We start from the raw sequence: 17378 nt of genomic DNA, 5'->3' as shown, positions 1-17378 counted from the left end.
GACGCCACGCGTTTAGTCCTCAACTTTGGCCAGACCTTTGCTGACCAACTCCTGAATGTCGTTTTCGCTGTAGCCGATATTTTTCAAAATGGCAGCCGTGTCCATGCCATGTGAGGGCATTCCGCGCCAGATTTTTCCGGGGTTATTTTTGAATTTCGGCATGATATTCGGCCCCTTGCAGGTGCGACCATCCATCGTTTGCCACTGAGTGATTGATTCGCGAGCCACATACTGTGGATTGCTTTCCAGTTCCGGTACGGTCAGTACTTTGGCACAGGCGATATTCAGTTCGGCAAAGCGTTCTTTAACTTCTGCGATGGTATGTGCAGCCAGCCAGGCATCGAGTTTCTCTTCTACCAGTGGGCCGTAAGGGCATTCGATACGGTGGATAAGCTGAGTGCCTTCCGGGATTTCTGGCGTGCCAAGCAGATGTGCGAGGCCAATATCTTTAAAACACTCTTCAATTTGGGTAATGCCCACCAGTTCCATCACGATGTAGCCGTCGGCGCATTTGTACAGACCGCAACCGGCGTAGTAGGGATCTTTACCTTTGGTCATGCGCGGGCACATTTCGCCGCCGTTGAAGTAATCCATCATGAAGTACTGGCCCATACGCAGCATCACTTCATACATGGCGATGTCGATACTTTCGCCTTTACCGGTTTCACGCACTTTATGCAATGCTGCCAGCGCCGCCGTGGTGGCGGTCAGGCCAGAAAAGTAATCGGCGGTATACGGGAAGGCAGGCATTGGCTGGTCAACATCACCGTTCTGAATCAGGTAACCACTGAAGGCCTGGGCGATAGTGTTATAGGCCGGAAGATTGGTGTACTCCTCGGTGCCGTACTGACCAAAACCGGACAGGTGAGCGATAACCAGTTTCGGGTTGTGCTGCCACAGGACTTCATCGGTAATGCCACGACGGGCAAAGGCCGGACCTTTACTGGCTTCGATGAAGATATCGGTGGTTTCCATTAATTTCAGAAACGCTTCGCGGCCTTCATCTTTGAAAATATTTAACGACAGCGCGTGCAAATTGCGGCGGGAGAGCTGCGGGTAGTTCGGTTGAACGCGAATGGTGTCGGCCCAGGCGACGTTCTCGATCCAGATAACTACCGCCCCCCATTCTGCGAACATTTGCCCGGCAAACGGTCCGGCGATTTCGATACCAGAGAAGACAACGCGCAATCCGGCCAGCGGCCCGAATTTCGGCATGGGTAGATGATCCATTATTAGCTCCTGAAAAATTTATGTAGCGCATGACTGCCGGATGTGGCGTAAACGCCTTATCCGGCCGACCGTAGGCCTGATAAGACGCGTCAGCGTCGCATCAGGCAGCGCACGGACTTAGCGGTATTGCTTCAGCACCGCGCGACCCAGCGTCAGGATCTGCATTTCGTCAGATCCCCCGGAGACGCGGTCTACACGCAGATCACGCCAGAAGCGGCTGATGCGGTGGTTGCCCGCAATCCCGACACCGCCCAGCACCTGCATTGCGCTATCCACCACTTCAAATGCCGCATTGGCGCAGAAGTATTTGCACATCGCTGCATCGCCAGAGGTGATGGTGCCGTTGTCTGCTTTCCACGCTGCTTCATACAGCATGTTTTTCATGGAGTTTAATTTGATCGCCATGTGGGCGAATTTTTCCTGAATCAACTGGAAACGACCAATAGCCTCGCCAAACTGCACGCGCTGGTTGGCGTAGCGCGCCGCATCTTCAAAGGCGCACATCGCCGTACCGTAGTTGGTCAGGGCTACCAGGAAACGTTCATGGTCGAACTCTTCTTTGACGCGGTTAAAGCCGTTACCTTCCCGACCGAACATGTCTTTCTCGTCCAGTTCCACGTCGTCAAAGGTGATTTCACAGCAGCTATCCATACGCAGACCGAGCTTTTCAAGTTTGGTCACTTTGATGCCCGGTTTGCTCATATCAACAAACCATTCGGTGTAGACAGGTTTGTCCGGAGAAGCCCCGTCGCGCGCCATCACAACGATGTACGGGGTGTAGGCGCTGCTGGTAATAAAACACTTACTACCATTAAGATAAATCTTACCATTTCTACGGGTATAAGTCGTTTTCAGGCTACCCACGTCGGAGCCCGCGCCCGGTTCGGTAATCGCTGAGTTCCACATCTGCTTACCGGTGCCGCGGAAAGCCATAATCTTGTCGATCTGCTCTTGTGTGCCTTCGCGCAGGAAGGTATTGAACCCGCCCGGCAACTGGTACAGCACATAGGTTGGTGCCCCCAGACGTCCCAGCTCCATCCACACGGCGGCGAGAGTAACAAACCCCGCGTCCAGACCACCGTGCTCTTCAGGGATCAGCAGACTGTCGATACCCATATCCGCCAGTGCTTTGACAAAACGTTCCGGGTAGACGCTGTCACGGTCGCACTCGGCAAAATAGGCCTCCCAGTTTTCGCTGGCCATCAGTTCGCGGATACCGGCGACAAACAGTTCCTGCTCATCATTTAAATTAAAATCCATCTTTCAACCTCTTGATATTTTGGGGGTTAATTAATCTTTCCAGTTCTGTTTCGCGTCTTTAATAAAGGAGAGCGTCACCATAATGTTGACGAAGAACAGCGGGCATCCTCCGGCGATAATGGCAGTTTGAATCGGTTTCAGGCCGCCGAGCGCCAGCAAAACAATACCGATAATGCCAACCAGAATTGACCAGCCGATACGCACCAGCAGCGGTGGTTCTTCACCATCGCGTACTTCGCGGCAAGTGGACATCGCCAGGGTATAAGAGCAGGCGTTAACCAGCGTAACGGTGGCAATAAAGCAGAGGATGAAGAAGCCCCACATGGTGGCGGTGCTGAGTGGCAGAGCGGCCCAGGTTTCGATGATGGCGCGCGCCACACCGTACTGTTCGATCAGATTTGGAATGTTGATGATGTTTTTATCCATCAACAGCAGAGTGTTACTACCGAGCACGGTCCACAGGATCCAGGTTGACGCTGTCAGCCCCATCACCATGCCGAAGCACAGTTCACGCACAGTACGACCACGGGAGATGCGGGCGAGGAAGATACTCATCTGGATAGCGTAAATCACCCACCATGCCCAGTAGAACACGGTCCAGCCCTGCGGGAAGCCGCCTTTAGCGATGGGATCGGTATAGAACAACATGCGCGGCAGATACATCAGCAACATCCCCACCGAATCGGTGAAGTAGTTCATGATGAAGCTGGCACCGCTGACAATGAACACCCAACCCAGCATCAGGAAGCTCAGGTAACTACGCACGTCACTGGCGATACGTACCCCTTTTTGCAGACCGCAAGCGACGCAAATGGCGTTGAGGATAATCCAGCAGGTAATGATGATAGCGTCCAGTTGCAGGGTATGCGGAATGCCAAACAACCATTGCATACACTCGGTCACCAGCGGCGTGGCAAGGCCCAGACTGGTACCCATCGCGAAGATCAAGGCGACGAGATAGAAGTTGTCGACGATAGTGCCGAACAACCCTTTGGCGTGTTTTTCACCTACCAGCGGCACTAGTGTCGAGCTGGGGCGAATCACTTCCATTTTGCGGACAAAGAAGAAGTAAGCGAAGGCGACTGAAAGGAAGCTGTAAGTGGCCCACGGCAGAGGTCCCCAGTGGAACAAGCTGTAAGCCAGCCCCAACTCTTTCGCCCCTGTCGAGTTCGGTTCTAAGCCAAACGGCGGGGTGGAGATGTAGTAGTAGATCTCAATCGATCCCCAGAACAGTACGGCAGCAGACGTACAGGAGGCGAACATCATAAAGATCCAACTGGCGGTACTAAATTCAGGTGGTTCGTTACCTAAACGCTTTTTGGCATACGGGCCAAACACCAGCCAGAACCAACCGAAAAGCATCACTACCATATACCATTCAAATGCCCATCCCCATACATTGGTGACGTAACTGAATACAGCATTAATAACGACATTCGCTGCATCCAGATCTCTGACTGTAAGCCAACAAAGTATGCCGACGATTATTAATGGCGGAAAGAAAACCTTCGGTTCTATTCCCGTTTTTCTCTTTTCATTCTTCATGAGTTAATTCCACTGTGAAAATGAATATTTATTTTGCGTTCCCGTTTGTTTTATTTTTGTTAACATTTAATATAATTATTATTAACCTCGTGGACGCGTTAATGGCTAACTCATAATGGGTATTCAATTGGCTGCGTTCTGTGATGTTAGTCACAGTTTTTTATCGGGTAAAAACAGGGCGTCTTTGTGTAAATATTCATTGTTTATCAATGTGATAAGTTTGATTGTGAGTAAAAAAATAGCATCTGACTTTCAATATTGGTGATCCATAAAGCAATATTGAAAATTTCTTTTTGCTACGCCATGTTTTCAATATTGGTGAGGGACTTAACAATATTGAAAGTTGGATTTATCTGCGTGTGACATTTTCAATATTGGTGATTAAAGTTTTATTTCCAAATTAAAGGGCGTGATATCTGTAATTAACACCACCGATATGAACGACGTTTCCTTCATGATTTCTGGAGATGCAATGAAGATTATTACTTGCTATAAGTGCGTGCCTGATGAACAGGATATTGCGGTCAATAATGCTGATGGTTCGTTAGACTTCAGTAAAGCCGATGCCAAAATAAGCCAATACGATCTCAACGCTATTGAAGCGGCTTGCCAGCTAAAGCAACAGGCAGCAGAGGCGCAGGTGACGGCCCTAAGTGTGGGCGGTAAAGCCCTGACCAACGCCAAAGGGCGTAAAGATGTGCTATCGCGCGGTCCGGATGAACTGATTGTGGTGATTGATGACCAGTTCGAGCAGGCACTGCCGCAACAAACGGCGAGCGTACTTGCTGCAGCCGCCCAGAAAGCAGGCTTTGATTTGATCCTCTGTGGCGATGGTTCTTCCGACCTTTATGCCCAGCAGGTTGGTTTGCTGGTAGGCGAAATCCTCAATATTCCGGCAGTTAACGGCGTCAGCAAAATTATCTCCCTGACGGCAGATACCCTCACCGTTGAGCGCGAACTGGAAGATGAAACAGAAACCTTAAGCATTCCGCTGCCTGCGGTTGTTGCTGTTTCCACTGATATCAACTCCCCACAAATTCCTTCGATGAAAGCCATTCTCGGCGCGGCGAAAAAGCCAGTCCAGGTATGGTCGGCGGCGGATATCGGTTTTAATGCAGAGGCAGCCTGGTCAGAACAACAGGTTGCCGCGCCGAAACAGCGCGAGCGTCAGCGCATCGTGATTGAAGGCGACGGCGAAGAACAGATCGCCGCATTTGCTGAAAATCTTCGCAAAGTCATTTAATTACAGGGGATGCTATGAACACGTTTTCTCAAGTCTGGGTATTCAGCGATACCCCTTCTCGTCTGCCGGAACTGATGAATGGTGCGCAGGCTTTAGCTAATCAAATCAATGCCTTTGTCCTCAATGATGCCGACGGCGCACAGGCAATCCAGCTAGGCGCTAATCATGTCTGGAAATTAAACGGCAAACCGGACGATCGGATGATCGAAGATTACGCCGGTGTCATGGCTGACACTATTCGCCAGCACGGCGCAGACGGTCTGGTGCTGTTGCCAAACACCCGTCGCGGCAAATTACTGGCGGCAAAACTGGGTTATCGCCTTAAAGCGGCGGTGTCTAATGATGCCAGCACCGTCAGCGTACAGGACGGTAAAGCGACAGTGAAACACATGGTTTACGGCGGTCTGGCGATTGGCGAAGAACGCATTGCCACGCCGTATGCGGTACTGACCATCAGCAGCGGCACGTTTGATGCGGCTCAGCCAGACGCGTCACGCACTGGCGAAACGCACACCGTGGAGTGGCAGGCTCCGGCTGTGGCGATTACCCGCACGGCAACCCAGGCGCGCCAGAGCAACAGCGTCGATCTCGACAAAGCCCGTCTGGTGGTCAGCGTCGGTCGCGGTATTGGCAGCAAAGAGAACATTGCGCTGGCAGAACAGCTTTGCAAGGCGATAGGTGCGGAGCTGGCCTGTTCTCGTCCGGTGGCGGAAAACGAAAAATGGATGGAGCACGAACGCTATGTCGGTATCTCCAACCTGATGCTGAAACCTGAACTGTACCTGGCGGTGGGGATCTCCGGGCAGATCCAGCACATGGTTGGTGCTAACGCGTCGCAAACCATTTTCGCCATCAACAAAGATAAAAATGCGCCGATCTTCCAGTTCGCGGATTACGGCATTGTTGGCGACGCCGTGAAGATCCTTCCGGCACTGACCGCAGCTTTAGCGCGTTGATCCACTCTGGCAGGGCTGCATTTTGGCCCTGCCGCTGACAGGGAGTTCTTATGTCCGAAGATATCTTTGACGCCATCATCGTCGGTGCAGGGCTTGCCGGTTCGGTTGCCGCACTGGTGCTCGCCCGCGAAGGGGCGCAAGTGTTAGTTATCGAGCGTGGCAATTCCGCAGGTGCCAAGAACGTTACCGGCGGGCGTCTCTATGCCCACAGCCTGGAACACATTATTCCTGGTTTCGCCGAATCCGCCCCCGTAGAACGCCTGATCACCCATGAAAAACTCGCGTTTATGACGGAAAAGTCAGCGATGACCATGGACTACTGCAATGGCGACGAAACCTCGCCATCCCAGCGTTCTTACTCCGTTTTGCGCAGTAAATTTGATGCCTGGTTGATGGAGCAGGCCGAAGAAGCGGGCGCGCAGTTAATTACCGGGATCCGCGTCGATAACCTTGTACAGCGCGATGGCAAAGTTGTCGGCGTAGAAGCCGATGGCGATGTGATTGAAGCGAAAACGGTGATCCTTGCTGACGGGGTGAACTCCATTCTTGCCGAAAAGCTGGGGATGGCAAAACGCGTTAAACCGACGGATGTGGCGGTTGGCGTGAAGGAACTGATCGAGTTACCGAAGTCGGTAATCGAAGACCGTTTTCAGTTGCAGGGTAATCAGGGCGCGGCTTGCCTGTTTGCGGGATCACCCACCGATGGCCTGATGGGCGGCGGCTTCCTTTATACCAATGAAAATACCCTGTCGCTGGGGCTGGTTTGTGGTTTGCATCATCTGCATGACGCGAAAAAATCGGTGCCGCAAATGCTGGAAGATTTCAAACAACATCCGGCCGTTGCACCGCTGATCGCGGGCGGCAAGCTGGTGGAATATTCCGCTCACGTAGTGCCGGAAGCAGGTATCAACATGCTGCCGGAGCTGGTCGGTGACGGCGTACTGATTGCCGGTGATGCCGCCGGAATGTGTATGAACCTCGGTTTTACCATTCGCGGTATGGATCTGGCGATTGCCGCCGGGGAAGCCGCAGCAAAAACTGTGCTTTCAGCGATGAAAAGCGACGATTTCAGTAAGCAAAAACTGGCGGAATATCGTCAGCATCTTGAGAGTGGCCCGCTGCGCGATATGCGTATGTACCAGAAACTACCGGCGTTCCTTGATAACCCACGCATGTTTAGCGGCTACCCGGAGCTGGCGGTGGGTGTGGCGCGTGACCTGTTCACCATTGATGGCAGCGCGCCGGAACTGATGCGCAAGAAAATCCTCCGCCACGGCAAGAAAGTGGGCTTCATCAATCTAATCAAGGATGGCATGAAAGGAGTGACCGTTTTATGACTTCTCCCGTCAATGTGGACGTCAAACTGGGCGTCAATAAATTCAATGTCGATGAAGAGCATCCGCACATCGTTGTGAAGGCCGATGCCGATAAACAGGCGCTGGAGCTGCTGGTGAAAGCGTGCCCCGCAGGTCTGTACAAGAAGCAGGATGACGGCAGTGTGCGCTTCGATTACGCCGGATGTCTGGAGTGCGGCACCTGTCGCATTCTGGGGCTGGGTTCGGCGCTGGAACAGTGGGAATACCCGCGCGGCACCTTTGGTGTGGAGTTCCGTTACGGCTGATGTTGGTTTGATACGTAATGCCGTACTGACTCTCATTGCAAAAAAACAGGAATAACCCATGCAACCGTCCAGAAACTTTGATGATCTTAAATTCTCCTCTATTCACCGCCGCATTTTGCTGTGGGGAAGCGGTGGTCCGTTTCTGGATGGTTATGTACTGGTAATGATTGGCGTGGCGCTGGAGCAACTGACTCCGGCGCTGAAACTGGACGCTGACTGGATTGGCTTGCTGGGCGCGGGAACGCTCGCCGGGCTGTTCGTTGGCACATCGCTGTTTGGCTATATATCCGATAAAGTCGGACGGCGCAAAATGTTCCTCATTGATATCATCGCCATCGGCGTGATATCGGTGGCGACGATGTTTGTCTCATCCCCCGTCGAACTGTTGGTGATGCGGGTACTCATCGGCATTGTCATCGGTGCAGATTATCCCATTGCCACCTCAATGATCACCGAGTTCTCCAGTACCCGTCAGCGGGCATTTTCCATCAGCTTTATCGCCGCCATGTGGTATGTCGGCGCGACCTGCGCCGATCTGGTCGGCTACTGGCTTTATGATGTGGAAGGCGGCTGGCGCTGGATGCTGGGTAGCGCGGCGATCCCCTGTTTGTTGATTTTGATTGGTCGATTCGAACTGCCTGAATCTCCCCGCTGGCTGTTACGCAAAGGGCGAGTAAAAGAGTGCGAAGAGATGATGATCAAACTGTTTGGCGAACCGGTGGCTTTCGATGAAGAGCAGCCGCAGCAAACCCGTTTTCGCGATCTGTTTAATCGCCGCCATTTTCCTTTTGTTCTGTTTGTTGCCGCCATCTGGACCTGCCAGGTGATCCCAATGTTCGCCATTTACACCTTTGGCCCGCAAATCGTTGGTTTGTTGGGGTTGGGGGTTGGCAAAAACGCGGCACTGGGGAATGTGGTGATTAGCCTGTTCTTTATGCTTGGCTGTATTCCGCCGATGCTGTGGTTAAACACCGCCGGACGGCGTCCATTGTTGATTGGCAGTTTTGCCATGATGACGCTGGCGCTGGCGGTTTTGGGGCTGATCCCGGATATGGGGATCTGGCTGGTAGTGATGGCCTTTGCGGTGTATGCCTTTTTCTCTGGCGGGCCAGGTAATTTGCAGTGGCTCTATCCTAATGAACTCTTCCCGACAGATATCCGCGCCTCTGCCGTGGGCGTGATTATGTCCTTAAGTCGTATTGGCACTATTGTTTCGACCTGGGCACTGCCAATCTTTATCAATAATTACGGTATCAGTAACACGATGTTAATGGGGGCGGGTATCTCGCTGTTTGGCTTGTTGATTTCCGTAGCGTTTGCCCCGGAGACTCGAGGGATGTCACTGGCGCAGACCAGCAACATGACGATCCGCGGGCAGCGAGCGGGGTAATTTATTCAGATTTCTCTCTTTTCTGAATCAATATTATTGACTATAAGCTGCGTGAATATATGACTACACTTTGTGGGAAAACAAAGGCGTAATCACGCGGGCTACCTATGATTCTTATAATTTATGCGCATCCGTATCCGCATCATTCCCATGCGAATAAACGGATGCTTGAACAGGCAAGGACGCTGGAAGGCGTCGAAATTCGCTCTCTTTATCAACTCTATCCTGACTTCAATATCGATATTGCCGCCGAGCAGGAGGCGCTGTCTCGCGCCGATCTGATCGTCTGGCAGCACCCGATGCAGTGGTACAGCATTCCACCGCTCCTCAAACTTTGGATCGATAAAGTTTTCTCGCACGGCTGGGCTTACGGTCACGGCGGTACGGCGCTGCATGGCAAACATTTGCTGTGGGCGGTGACGACCGGCGGCGGAGAAAGCCATTTTGAAATTGGTGCGCATCCGGGCTTTGATGTGCTGTCGCAGCCGCTACAGGCGACGGCAATCTACTGCGGGCTGAACTGGCTGCCACCGTTTGCCATGCACTGTACCTTTATTTGTGACGACGAGACCCTCGAAGGACAGGCGCGTCACTATAAGCAACGTCTGCTGGAATGGCAGGAGGCACATCATGGATAGTCATACCTTGATTCAGGCGCTGATTTATCTCGGTTCGGCGGCGCTGATTGTACCCATTGCAGTACGCCTCGGTCTGGGATCGGTACTTGGCTACCTGATCGCCGGCTGCATTATTGGCCCGTGGGGGCTGCGACTGGTGACCGATGCCGAATCTATTCTGCACTTTGCCGAGATTGGCGTGGTGCTGATGCTGTTTATTATCGGCCTCGAACTCGATCCACAAAGGCTGTGGAAGCTGCGTGCGGCGGTGTTCGGTGGTGGCGCATTGCAGATGGTGATTTGCGGCGGCCTGCTGGGGCTGTTCTGTATGTTACTTGGGCTGCGCTGGCAGGTCGCGGAACTGATCGGCATGACGCTGGCGCTCTCCTCTACGGCGATTGCCATGCAGGCGATGAATGAACGCAATCTGATGGTAACGCAAATGGGCCGCAGTGCCTTTGCGGTGCTGCTGTTCCAGGATATCGCGGCGATCCCGCTGGTGGCGATGATCCCGCTACTGGCGGCGAGCAGTGCCTCGACGACGATGGGCGCATTTGCTCTCTCGGCGTTAAAAGTGGCGGGTGCGCTGGTGCTGGTGGTACTGCTGGGGCGCTATGTCACGCGTCCGGCGCTGCGTTTTGTTGCCCGCTCTGGCTTGCGGGAAGTGTTTAGTGCCGTGGCTTTATTCCTTGTGTTTGGCTTTGGTTTGCTGCTGGAAGAGGTTGGCTTGTCGATGGCGATGGGCGCGTTTCTGGCGGGCGTACTGCTGGCAAGCTCGGAATACCGTCATGCGCTGGAAAGCGATATCGAACCGTTTAAAGGTTTGCTGTTGGGGCTGTTTTTCATCGGTGTTGGCATGTCGATAGACTTTGGCACGCTGCTTGAAAATCCATTGCGCATTGTCATTTTGCTGCTCGGTTTCCTCATCATCAAAATCGCCATGCTGTGGCTGATTGCCCGGCCGTTGCAGGTGCCAAATAAACAGCGTCGCTGGTTTGCGGTGCTGTTAGGGCAGGGCAGTGAGTTTGCCTTTGTGGTATTTGGTGCGGCGCAAATGGCGAATGTGCTGGAGCCGGAGTGGGCGAAATCGCTGACCCTGGCGGTGGCGCTGTCGATGGCGGCAACGCCGATTCTGCTGGTGATCCTCAATCGCCTTGAGCAATCTTCTACTGAAGAGGCGCGTGAAGCCGATGAGATCGACGAAGAACAGCCGCGGGTAATCATTGCCGGATTCGGTCGTTTTGGGCAGATCACCGGACGTTTACTGCTCTCCAGCGGGGTGAAAATGGTGGTGCTCGATCACGACCCGGACCATATCGAAACGCTGCGTAAATTCGGTATGAAAGTGTTTTATGGCGATGCCACGCGGATGGATTTACTGGAATCTGCGGGAGCGGCGAAAGCGGAAGTGCTGATTAACGCCATCGACGATCCGCAAACCAACCTGCAACTGACGGAGATGGTGAAAGAACATTTCCCGCATTTGCAGATTATTGCCCGCGCCCGCGATGTCGACCACTACATTCGTTTGCGTCAGGCAGGCGTTGAAAAGCCAGAGCGAGAAACCTTTGAAGGTGCGCTGAAAACCGGGCGTCTGGCACTGGAAAGTTTAGGTCTGGGGCCGTATGAAGCGCGAGAACGCGCCGATGTGTTCCGCCGCTTTAATATTCAGATGGTGGAAGAGATGGCAATGGTTGAGAACGACACCAAAGCCCGCGCGGCGGTCTATAAACGCACCAGCGCGATGTTAAGTGAGATCATTACCGAGGACCGCGAACATCTGTCATTAATTCAACGACATGGCTGGCAGGGAACCGAAGAAGGTAAACATACCGGCAACATGGCGGATGAACCGGAAACGAAACCCTCATCCTAATAAAGAGTGACGTAAATCACACTTTACAGCTAACTGTTTGTTTTTGTTTCATTGTAATGCGGCGAGTCCAGGGAGAGAGCGTGGACTCGCCAGCAGAATATAAAATTTTCCTCAACATCATCCTCGCACCAGTCGACGACGGTTTACGCTTTACGTATAGTGGCGACAATTTTTTTTATCGGGAAATCTCAATGATCAGTCTGATTGCGGCGTTAGCGGTAGATCGCGTTATCGGCATGGAAAACGCCATGCCGTGGAACCTGCCTGCCGATCTCGCCTGGTTTAAACGCAACACTTTAAATAAACCCGTAATTATGGGCCGCCATACCTGGGAATCCATCGGTCGTCCGCTGCCAGGACGCAAAAATATTATCCTCAGCAGTCAACCGGGTACTGACGATCGCGTTACGTGGGTGAAATCGGTTGATGAAGCCATCGCGGCGTGTGGTGACGTACCAGAAATCATGGTGATTGGCGGTGGTCGCGTTTATGAGCAGTTCCTGCCCAAAGCGCAAAAACTGTATCTGACGCATATCGACGCAGAAGTGGAAGGCGACACCCATTTCCCGGATTACGAGCCGGATGACTGGGAATCGGTATTCAGCGAATTCCACGACGCTGATGCGCAGAACTCTCATAGCTATTGCTTTGAGATTCTGGAGCGGCGGTAAGTTTGTATATTAGAATTCCGGCATCACTGATACGTGCAGATATCCGTGTTTACTAGACGTATAAATTGTACAGGAGCACGATATCATGACTGCAAAACGTACCACACAAAGTGTGACCGTCACCGTCGACCGTGAGTTAGTCAATCGCGCTCGTGATGCAGGCTTAAATATGAGCGCCACCCTTACGGTTGCGCTCAATGCTGAACTTAAAAAACATGCAGCAACACGTTGGCGTGAAGAGAACGCAGAAGCTATCGCTGCGTTAAATCAATTGGCTGATGAAACCGGATGTTTCTCTGATGAGTACCGGAGCTTCTAGCGATGCAATTTACGGTATACCGCAGTCGCGGCAGGAACGCCGCGTTTCCCTTTGTTATCGATGTTACCAGCGACATTATTGGTGAGATTAATCGCCGTATTGTTATTCCATTAACACCTATTGAACGATTTATCCGTATTCGCCCTCCAGAACGGCTTAACACAATCCTTTTACTGGTAGACGGCTCATGACGCATGAGACTGCAACTGTTCCAGTTAACGCGCTGGGAACGAAATTTTGCGATGCCAGCGCGCACCGAACGTTGATTAAAGGAGCATTAGATTTTATGCTCGACGGGATTTAAGACGCGGCCGCCTCTCCCTCACCCATATCTTTATGCCGGTTCGACGGCTGGACAAAATACTGTTTATCTTCCCAGCGCAGGCAGGTTAATGTACCACCCCAGCAGCAGCCAGTATCCAGCGCGTAAATACCTTCCGGTGTACCTTTGCCTTCCAGCGATGCCCAGTGACCAAAGGCGATGCTGTATTCTTCAGCGACAGGGCCAGGAATCGCAAACCACGGTTTCAGTGGGGCAGGGGCCTCTTCCGGCGATTCTTTGCTGTACATATCCAGTTGACCGTTCGGGAAGCAAAAACGCATACGGGTAAAGGCGTTGGTGATAAACCGCAGTCTTCCCAGCCCCCGCAATTCCGGTGACCAGTTATTTGGCATATCGCCGTACATAGCATCAAGAAAGAAGGGATAGGAGTCACTCGACAGCACCGCTTCTACATCGCGCGCGCACTCTTTGGCGGTCTGTAGATCCCACTGTGGCGTGATCCCGGCGTGGGCCATCACCAGCTTTTTCTCTTCGTCGATTTGCAGCAGAGGCTGGCGACGCAGCCAGTTAAGCAGCTCGTCGGCATCCGGCGCTTCCAGCAGCGGTGTCAGGCGATCTTTCGGTTTATTGCGGCTGATCCCGGCAAATACCGCCAGCAGATGCAGATCGTGATTGCCCAGCACCAGACGTACGCTGTCGCCTAAGGATTTCACATAGCGCAGAACATCCAGCGAACCAGGGCCGCGCGCGACCAGATCGCCTGTCAGCCAGAGGGTGTCTTTCCCAGGGGTAAATTCTACTTTATGCAGTAATGCGATCAGTTCATCGTAACAACCATGAACGTCGCCAATAAGGTATGTCGCCATATTCTTTTAATGAATGAGTGTGGGAACGGCGAGTCGGAATACGGGAATGTCGATGCTGAAAGGGACGCCATTTTCATCGATCATTTCGTAGTGACCCTGCATGGTGCCCAGCGGGGTTTCAATGATTGCACCGCTGGTGTACTGGTACTCTTCGCCAGGCGCGATAAGTGGCTGGACGCCAACCACTCCTTCGCCCTGGACTTCGGTTTCACGGCCATTGCCATTGGTGATCAGCCAGTAACGCCCCAACAACTGCACTGGCGCTCGCCCCAGATTGCGTATGGTTACGGTATAAGCAAAAACGTAACGTTCATTATCAGGTGAAGATTGTGCCTCAATGTAGACGCTTTGAACCTGAATACACACTCGGGGCGAATTGATCATCGTTAACTCTCCTGCAAAGGCGCGTTCTCCGCCAGATAGTTCGCCATCTGGCAATATTGCGCGACAGAGATATTTTCCGCTCGCATCGCCGGGTCGATCCCCATTCCGGTTAACACCTCGACGCTAAACAGGTTGCCGAGGCTGTTACGAATGGTTTTACGACGCTGGTTAAAGGCTTCGGTGGTGATGCGGCTCAACACGCGAACATCTTTAACCGGGTGAGGCATCGTTGCATGAGGAACCAGGCGCACGACGGCGGAATCCACTTTGGGTGGTGGTGTAAAGGCTGACGGCGGAACTTCCAGCACCGGGATCACGTTGCAATAGTATTGCGCCATGACGCTTAATCGACCATACGCTTTGCTGTTCGGTCCTGCAACCAGACGATTCACCACCTCTTTTTGCAACATAAAGTGCATGTCGGCAATGGCATCAGTATAGCTAAACAGATGGAACATCAACGGCGTGGAGATGTTATAAGGCAGGTTGCCGAAAACACGCAGCGGCTGACCCATTTTCTCGGCCAGTTCGCCAAAGTTAAAGGTCATCGCATCCTGCTGATAAATCGTCAGTTTCGGGCCTAAGAATGGATGCGTTTGCAGACGTGCCGCCAGATCGCGGTCAAGTTCGATGACCGTCAGCTGGTCCAGACGTTCGCCGACCGGTTCGGTCAATGCCGCCAGACCGGGACCGATTTCGACCATCGCCTGGCCCTTCTGCGGGTTAATGGCAGAAACAATGCTGTCGATCACGAACTGATCGTTGAGAAAGTTTTGCCCGAAGCGTTTACGGGCTAAGTGGCCCTGGTGGACTCGATTATTCATTGGGTGTTAACAATCATTTTGATGGCGAGATTAAGCGCCGTAATAAAACTGCCGACATCGGCTTTACCACGTCCCGCCAGTTCAAGCGCGGTACCGTGATCTACTGATGTGCGAATAAAGGGCAGGCCCAGCGTAATGTTCACACCGCGCCCGAAGCCCTGGTATTTTAGCACGGGAAGACCCTGATCGTGGTACATCGCCAGCACGGCGTCGGCGTTATCAAGATATTTCGGCTGAAACAGGGTATCGGCAGGCAGCGGCCCGTTGAGTTTCATCCCCTGCGCCCGCAGCTTGTCGAGCACCGGAATAATGGTGTCTATCTCTTCCGTACCCATATGACCGCCTTCGCCCGCGTGCGGATTAAGGCCGCAGACCAGAATGCGCGGTTCGGCAATACCAAATTTGGTGCGCAAATCGTGATGCAAAATAGCAATCACTTCGTGCAAAAGCGCAGGGGTGATAGCGTCTGCGATATCGCGCAGCGGTAAATGCGTCGTTGCCAGCGCCACGCGAAGTTCTTCGGTCGCCAGCATCATCACCACTTTTTTCGCCTGCGAACGCTCTTCGAAAAACTCGGTATGACCGGTAAACGGAATGCCTGCGTCGTTAATGACGCCTTTATGCACGGGGCCTGTGATCAGCGCAGCAAATTCACCGTTCAGACAGCCATCACACGCTCGCGCCAGCGTTTCCACCACATAATGCCCATTTTCAACCGCTAACTGCCCCGCAGTGACAGATTCACGTAGCGCGACAGGAAGTAGCGTTAATGTGCCCGCAGTTTGCGGTTGTGCAGGGGAGTTGGGGGAATAAGGACGGAGGGTGAGCGGCAAACCGAGCATCGCTGCCCGGTCGGTAAGGAGAGTGGCATCGGCACAAACAACCAGTTCGACCGGCCACTCACGCTGTGCAAGCTGGACAACTAAGTCCGGGCCAATCCCGGCGGGCTCGCCGGGAGTGATCACAACACGTTGGGTTTTAACCATTAGTTGCTCAGGATTTTAACGTAGGCGCTGGCACGTTGTTCCTGCATCCAGCTTGCTGCTTCTTCCGAGAACTTACGGTTCATCAGCATGCGGTACGCACGATCTTTCTGCGCCGCGTCGGTTTTATCGACATTACGGGTATCCAGCAGTTCGATTAAATGCCAGCCGAATGAAGAGTGAACCGGTGCACTCATTTGACCTTTGTTCAGGCGGGTCAGGGCGTCACGGAAGGCCGGATCGAAAATATCTGGTGTAGCCCAACCGAGATCACCGCCCTGGTTAGCAGAGCCTGGATCCTGAGAGAACTCTTTCGCTGCGGCAGCAAAAGTCGTTTTACCACTCTTGATATCGGCAGCAATCTGTTCCAGTTTCACGCGGGCCTGTTCGTCAGTCATGATCGGTGACGGTTTCAGCAGAATATGGCGAGCATGAACTTCGGTCACCGAGATATTTTTGCTTTCGCCGCGCAGGTCGTTAACTTTCAGAATATGGAAGCCAACGCCGGAGCGAATCGGGCCAACAATGTCGCCTTTCTTCGCGGTGCTTAATGCCTGGGCGAAGATCCCCGGCAACTCCTGAATACGGCCCCAGCCCATCTGGCCGCCGTTCAGCGCCTGCTGGTCGGCAGAATGAGCAATCGCCAGCTTACCGAAATCAGCGCCGTTACGCGCCTGATCGACAATGGCACGCGCCTGGCTTTCCGCTTCGTTCACTTGATCAGAGGTCGGGTTTTCCGGCAGCGGGATCAGGATGTGGCTCAGGTTCAGCTCAGTGCTGGCGTCGTTTTGGTTACCCACCTGCTGCGCCAGGGATTCGACTTCCTGCGGCAGGATGGTGATGCGACGACGCACCTCGTTGTTACGCACTTCAGAGATAATCATCTCTTTGCGGATCTGGTTACGATAGGTGTTGTAGTTCAGACCATCGTAAGCCAGACGGCTGCGCATCTGATCCAGCGTCATGTTGTTCTGTTTCGCGATGTTAGCAATCGCCTGATCCAGCTGCTCATCGGAGATTTTCACTCCCATTTTCTGCCCCATCTGCAGGATGATTTGATCCATGATCAAACGTTCCATGATTTGGTGGCGCAGCGTCGCGTCATCAGGAAGTTGCTGTCTTGCCTGAGCAGCGTTCAGTTTTACCGACTGCATTAATCCATCAACGTCGCTTTCCAGCACGACGCCGTTATTGACGACGGCTGCGACTTTATCGACTACCTGGGGGGCAGCGAAACTGGTATTCGCGATCATGGCGATACCGAGAAGCAGCGTTTTCCAGTTCTTCATACTTTTTCCATTTCAATTAAC

The 17378-nt window shown here is 53.0% G+C and carries 17 protein-coding genes and 1 pseudogene; 10 read left to right on the top strand and 8 right to left on the bottom strand.

What is annotated here, in order from left to right; translation table 11 throughout:
* Positions 1–12 precede the first annotated feature (12 nt).
* The 3 genes from caiB to caiT all read right to left on the bottom strand — a co-directional run bounded on the left by caiB (position 13) and on the right by caiT (position 4035).
* On the bottom strand, positions 13–1230 hold the full coding sequence (caiB, locus tag ACJHX3_RS07000; protein ID WP_094321719.1) for an L-carnitine CoA-transferase: 1218 nt from the start codon (positions 1228–1230) through the stop codon (positions 13–15).
* A gap of 117 nt (positions 1231–1347) precedes the next feature.
* The gene (caiA, locus tag ACJHX3_RS06995) at positions 1348–2490 is read right to left on the bottom strand and encodes a crotonobetainyl-CoA dehydrogenase (protein WP_000347117.1); all 1143 of its coding nucleotides are present in this window, start codon (positions 2488–2490) and stop codon (positions 1348–1350) included.
* Positions 2491–2520: 30 nt separating this feature from the next.
* The gene (gene caiT, locus ACJHX3_RS06990) at positions 2521–4035 is read right to left on the bottom strand and encodes an L-carnitine/gamma-butyrobetaine antiporter (RefSeq protein WP_000787111.1); all 1515 of its coding nucleotides are present in this window, start codon (positions 4033–4035) and stop codon (positions 2521–2523) included.
* Positions 4036–4507: 472 nt separating this feature from the next.
* Between caiT and ACJHX3_RS06985 the strand changes: the two genes are divergently transcribed.
* From ACJHX3_RS06985 to ACJHX3_RS06940, 10 genes and pseudogenes are all read left to right on the top strand, one after another.
* The gene (locus ACJHX3_RS06985; RefSeq protein ID WP_000692217.1) at positions 4508–5278 is read left to right on the top strand and encodes an electron transfer flavoprotein FixA; all 771 of its coding nucleotides are present in this window, start codon (positions 4508–4510) and stop codon (positions 5276–5278) included.
* Between the two features lie 14 nt (positions 5279–5292).
* Complete coding sequence (locus ACJHX3_RS06980; protein WP_094308471.1) at positions 5293–6234, top strand: electron transfer flavoprotein subunit alpha/FixB family protein; 942 nt, start codon at positions 5293–5295, stop codon at positions 6232–6234.
* 50 nt (positions 6235–6284) lie between these two features.
* Positions 6285–7571, top strand: a complete 1287-nt coding sequence (locus ACJHX3_RS06975; RefSeq protein WP_001287739.1) for an FAD-dependent oxidoreductase — start codon at positions 6285–6287, stop codon at positions 7569–7571.
* Entirely contained in the window at positions 7568–7855 is a 288-nt protein-coding gene (gene fixX / locus ACJHX3_RS06970; protein WP_000203741.1) for a ferredoxin-like protein FixX, read from the top strand. The genes ACJHX3_RS06975 and fixX overlap by 4 nt, the downstream gene beginning before the upstream one ends.
* 58 nt (positions 7856–7913) lie before the next feature.
* On the top strand, positions 7914–9245 hold the full coding sequence (locus tag ACJHX3_RS06965; RefSeq protein WP_094308470.1) for an MFS transporter: 1332 nt from the start codon (positions 7914–7916) through the stop codon (positions 9243–9245).
* Between the two features lie 107 nt (positions 9246–9352).
* Complete coding sequence (gene kefF / locus ACJHX3_RS06960) at positions 9353–9883, top strand: glutathione-regulated potassium-efflux system oxidoreductase KefF (RefSeq protein WP_000600725.1); 531 nt, start codon at positions 9353–9355, stop codon at positions 9881–9883.
* Positions 9876–11738, top strand: a complete 1863-nt coding sequence (gene kefC / locus ACJHX3_RS06955) for a glutathione-regulated potassium-efflux system protein KefC (protein WP_000377117.1) — start codon at positions 9876–9878, stop codon at positions 11736–11738. Before kefF ends, kefC begins: the two co-directional genes overlap by 8 nt.
* Positions 11739–11929: 191 nt before the next feature.
* Positions 11930–12409: a type 3 dihydrofolate reductase gene (folA, locus tag ACJHX3_RS06950; protein WP_000624375.1), complete on the top strand. Its 480-nt coding sequence runs from the start codon at positions 11930–11932 to the stop codon at positions 12407–12409.
* Between the two features lie 85 nt (positions 12410–12494).
* Positions 12495–12728: a type II toxin-antitoxin system CcdA family antitoxin gene (locus ACJHX3_RS06945; RefSeq protein ID WP_000125566.1), complete on the top strand. Its 234-nt coding sequence runs from the start codon at positions 12495–12497 to the stop codon at positions 12726–12728.
* A gap of 2 nt (positions 12729–12730) precedes the next feature.
* Positions 12731–13032: pseudogene (locus ACJHX3_RS06940) on the top strand (CcdB family protein).
* On the opposite strand, the gene apaH reads toward ACJHX3_RS06940, so the two are convergent.
* The 5 genes from apaH to surA are packed head-to-tail and all read right to left on the bottom strand — an operon-like array spanning position 13029 to position 17357.
* Positions 13029–13877, bottom strand: coding sequence for a bis(5'-nucleosyl)-tetraphosphatase (symmetrical) ApaH (apaH, locus tag ACJHX3_RS06935; RefSeq protein ID WP_000257195.1), 849 nt, complete (start codon positions 13875–13877; stop codon positions 13029–13031). The pseudogene ACJHX3_RS06940 and the gene apaH sit on opposite strands and share 4 nt — an antisense overlap.
* A gap of 6 nt (positions 13878–13883) precedes the next feature.
* Complete coding sequence (gene apaG, locus ACJHX3_RS06930; protein ID WP_000610901.1) at positions 13884–14261, bottom strand: Co2+/Mg2+ efflux protein ApaG; 378 nt, start codon at positions 14259–14261, stop codon at positions 13884–13886.
* A gap of 2 nt (positions 14262–14263) precedes the next feature.
* On the bottom strand, positions 14264–15085 hold the full coding sequence (gene rsmA / locus ACJHX3_RS06925) for a 16S rRNA (adenine(1518)-N(6)/adenine(1519)-N(6))-dimethyltransferase RsmA (protein ID WP_001065381.1): 822 nt from the start codon (positions 15083–15085) through the stop codon (positions 14264–14266).
* Positions 15082–16071, bottom strand: a complete 990-nt coding sequence (pdxA, locus tag ACJHX3_RS06920) for a 4-hydroxythreonine-4-phosphate dehydrogenase PdxA (protein WP_000241249.1) — start codon at positions 16069–16071, stop codon at positions 15082–15084. The genes rsmA and pdxA overlap by 4 nt, the downstream gene beginning before the upstream one ends.
* On the bottom strand, positions 16071–17357 hold the full coding sequence (gene surA, locus ACJHX3_RS06915) for a peptidylprolyl isomerase SurA (RefSeq protein WP_000800457.1): 1287 nt from the start codon (positions 17355–17357) through the stop codon (positions 16071–16073). The genes pdxA and surA overlap by 1 nt, the downstream gene beginning before the upstream one ends.
* Positions 17358–17378: the final 21 nt, after the last annotated feature.

The organism is Escherichia sp. WS1265 (assembly GCF_046487585.1).
In the GTDB taxonomy this organism is placed as follows: domain Bacteria; phylum Pseudomonadota; class Gammaproteobacteria; order Enterobacterales; family Enterobacteriaceae; genus Escherichia; species Escherichia coli.
The sequence above is the reverse complement of the archived record's forward strand: the minus strand, read 5'-3'. Positions and strand labels throughout refer to the sequence as shown.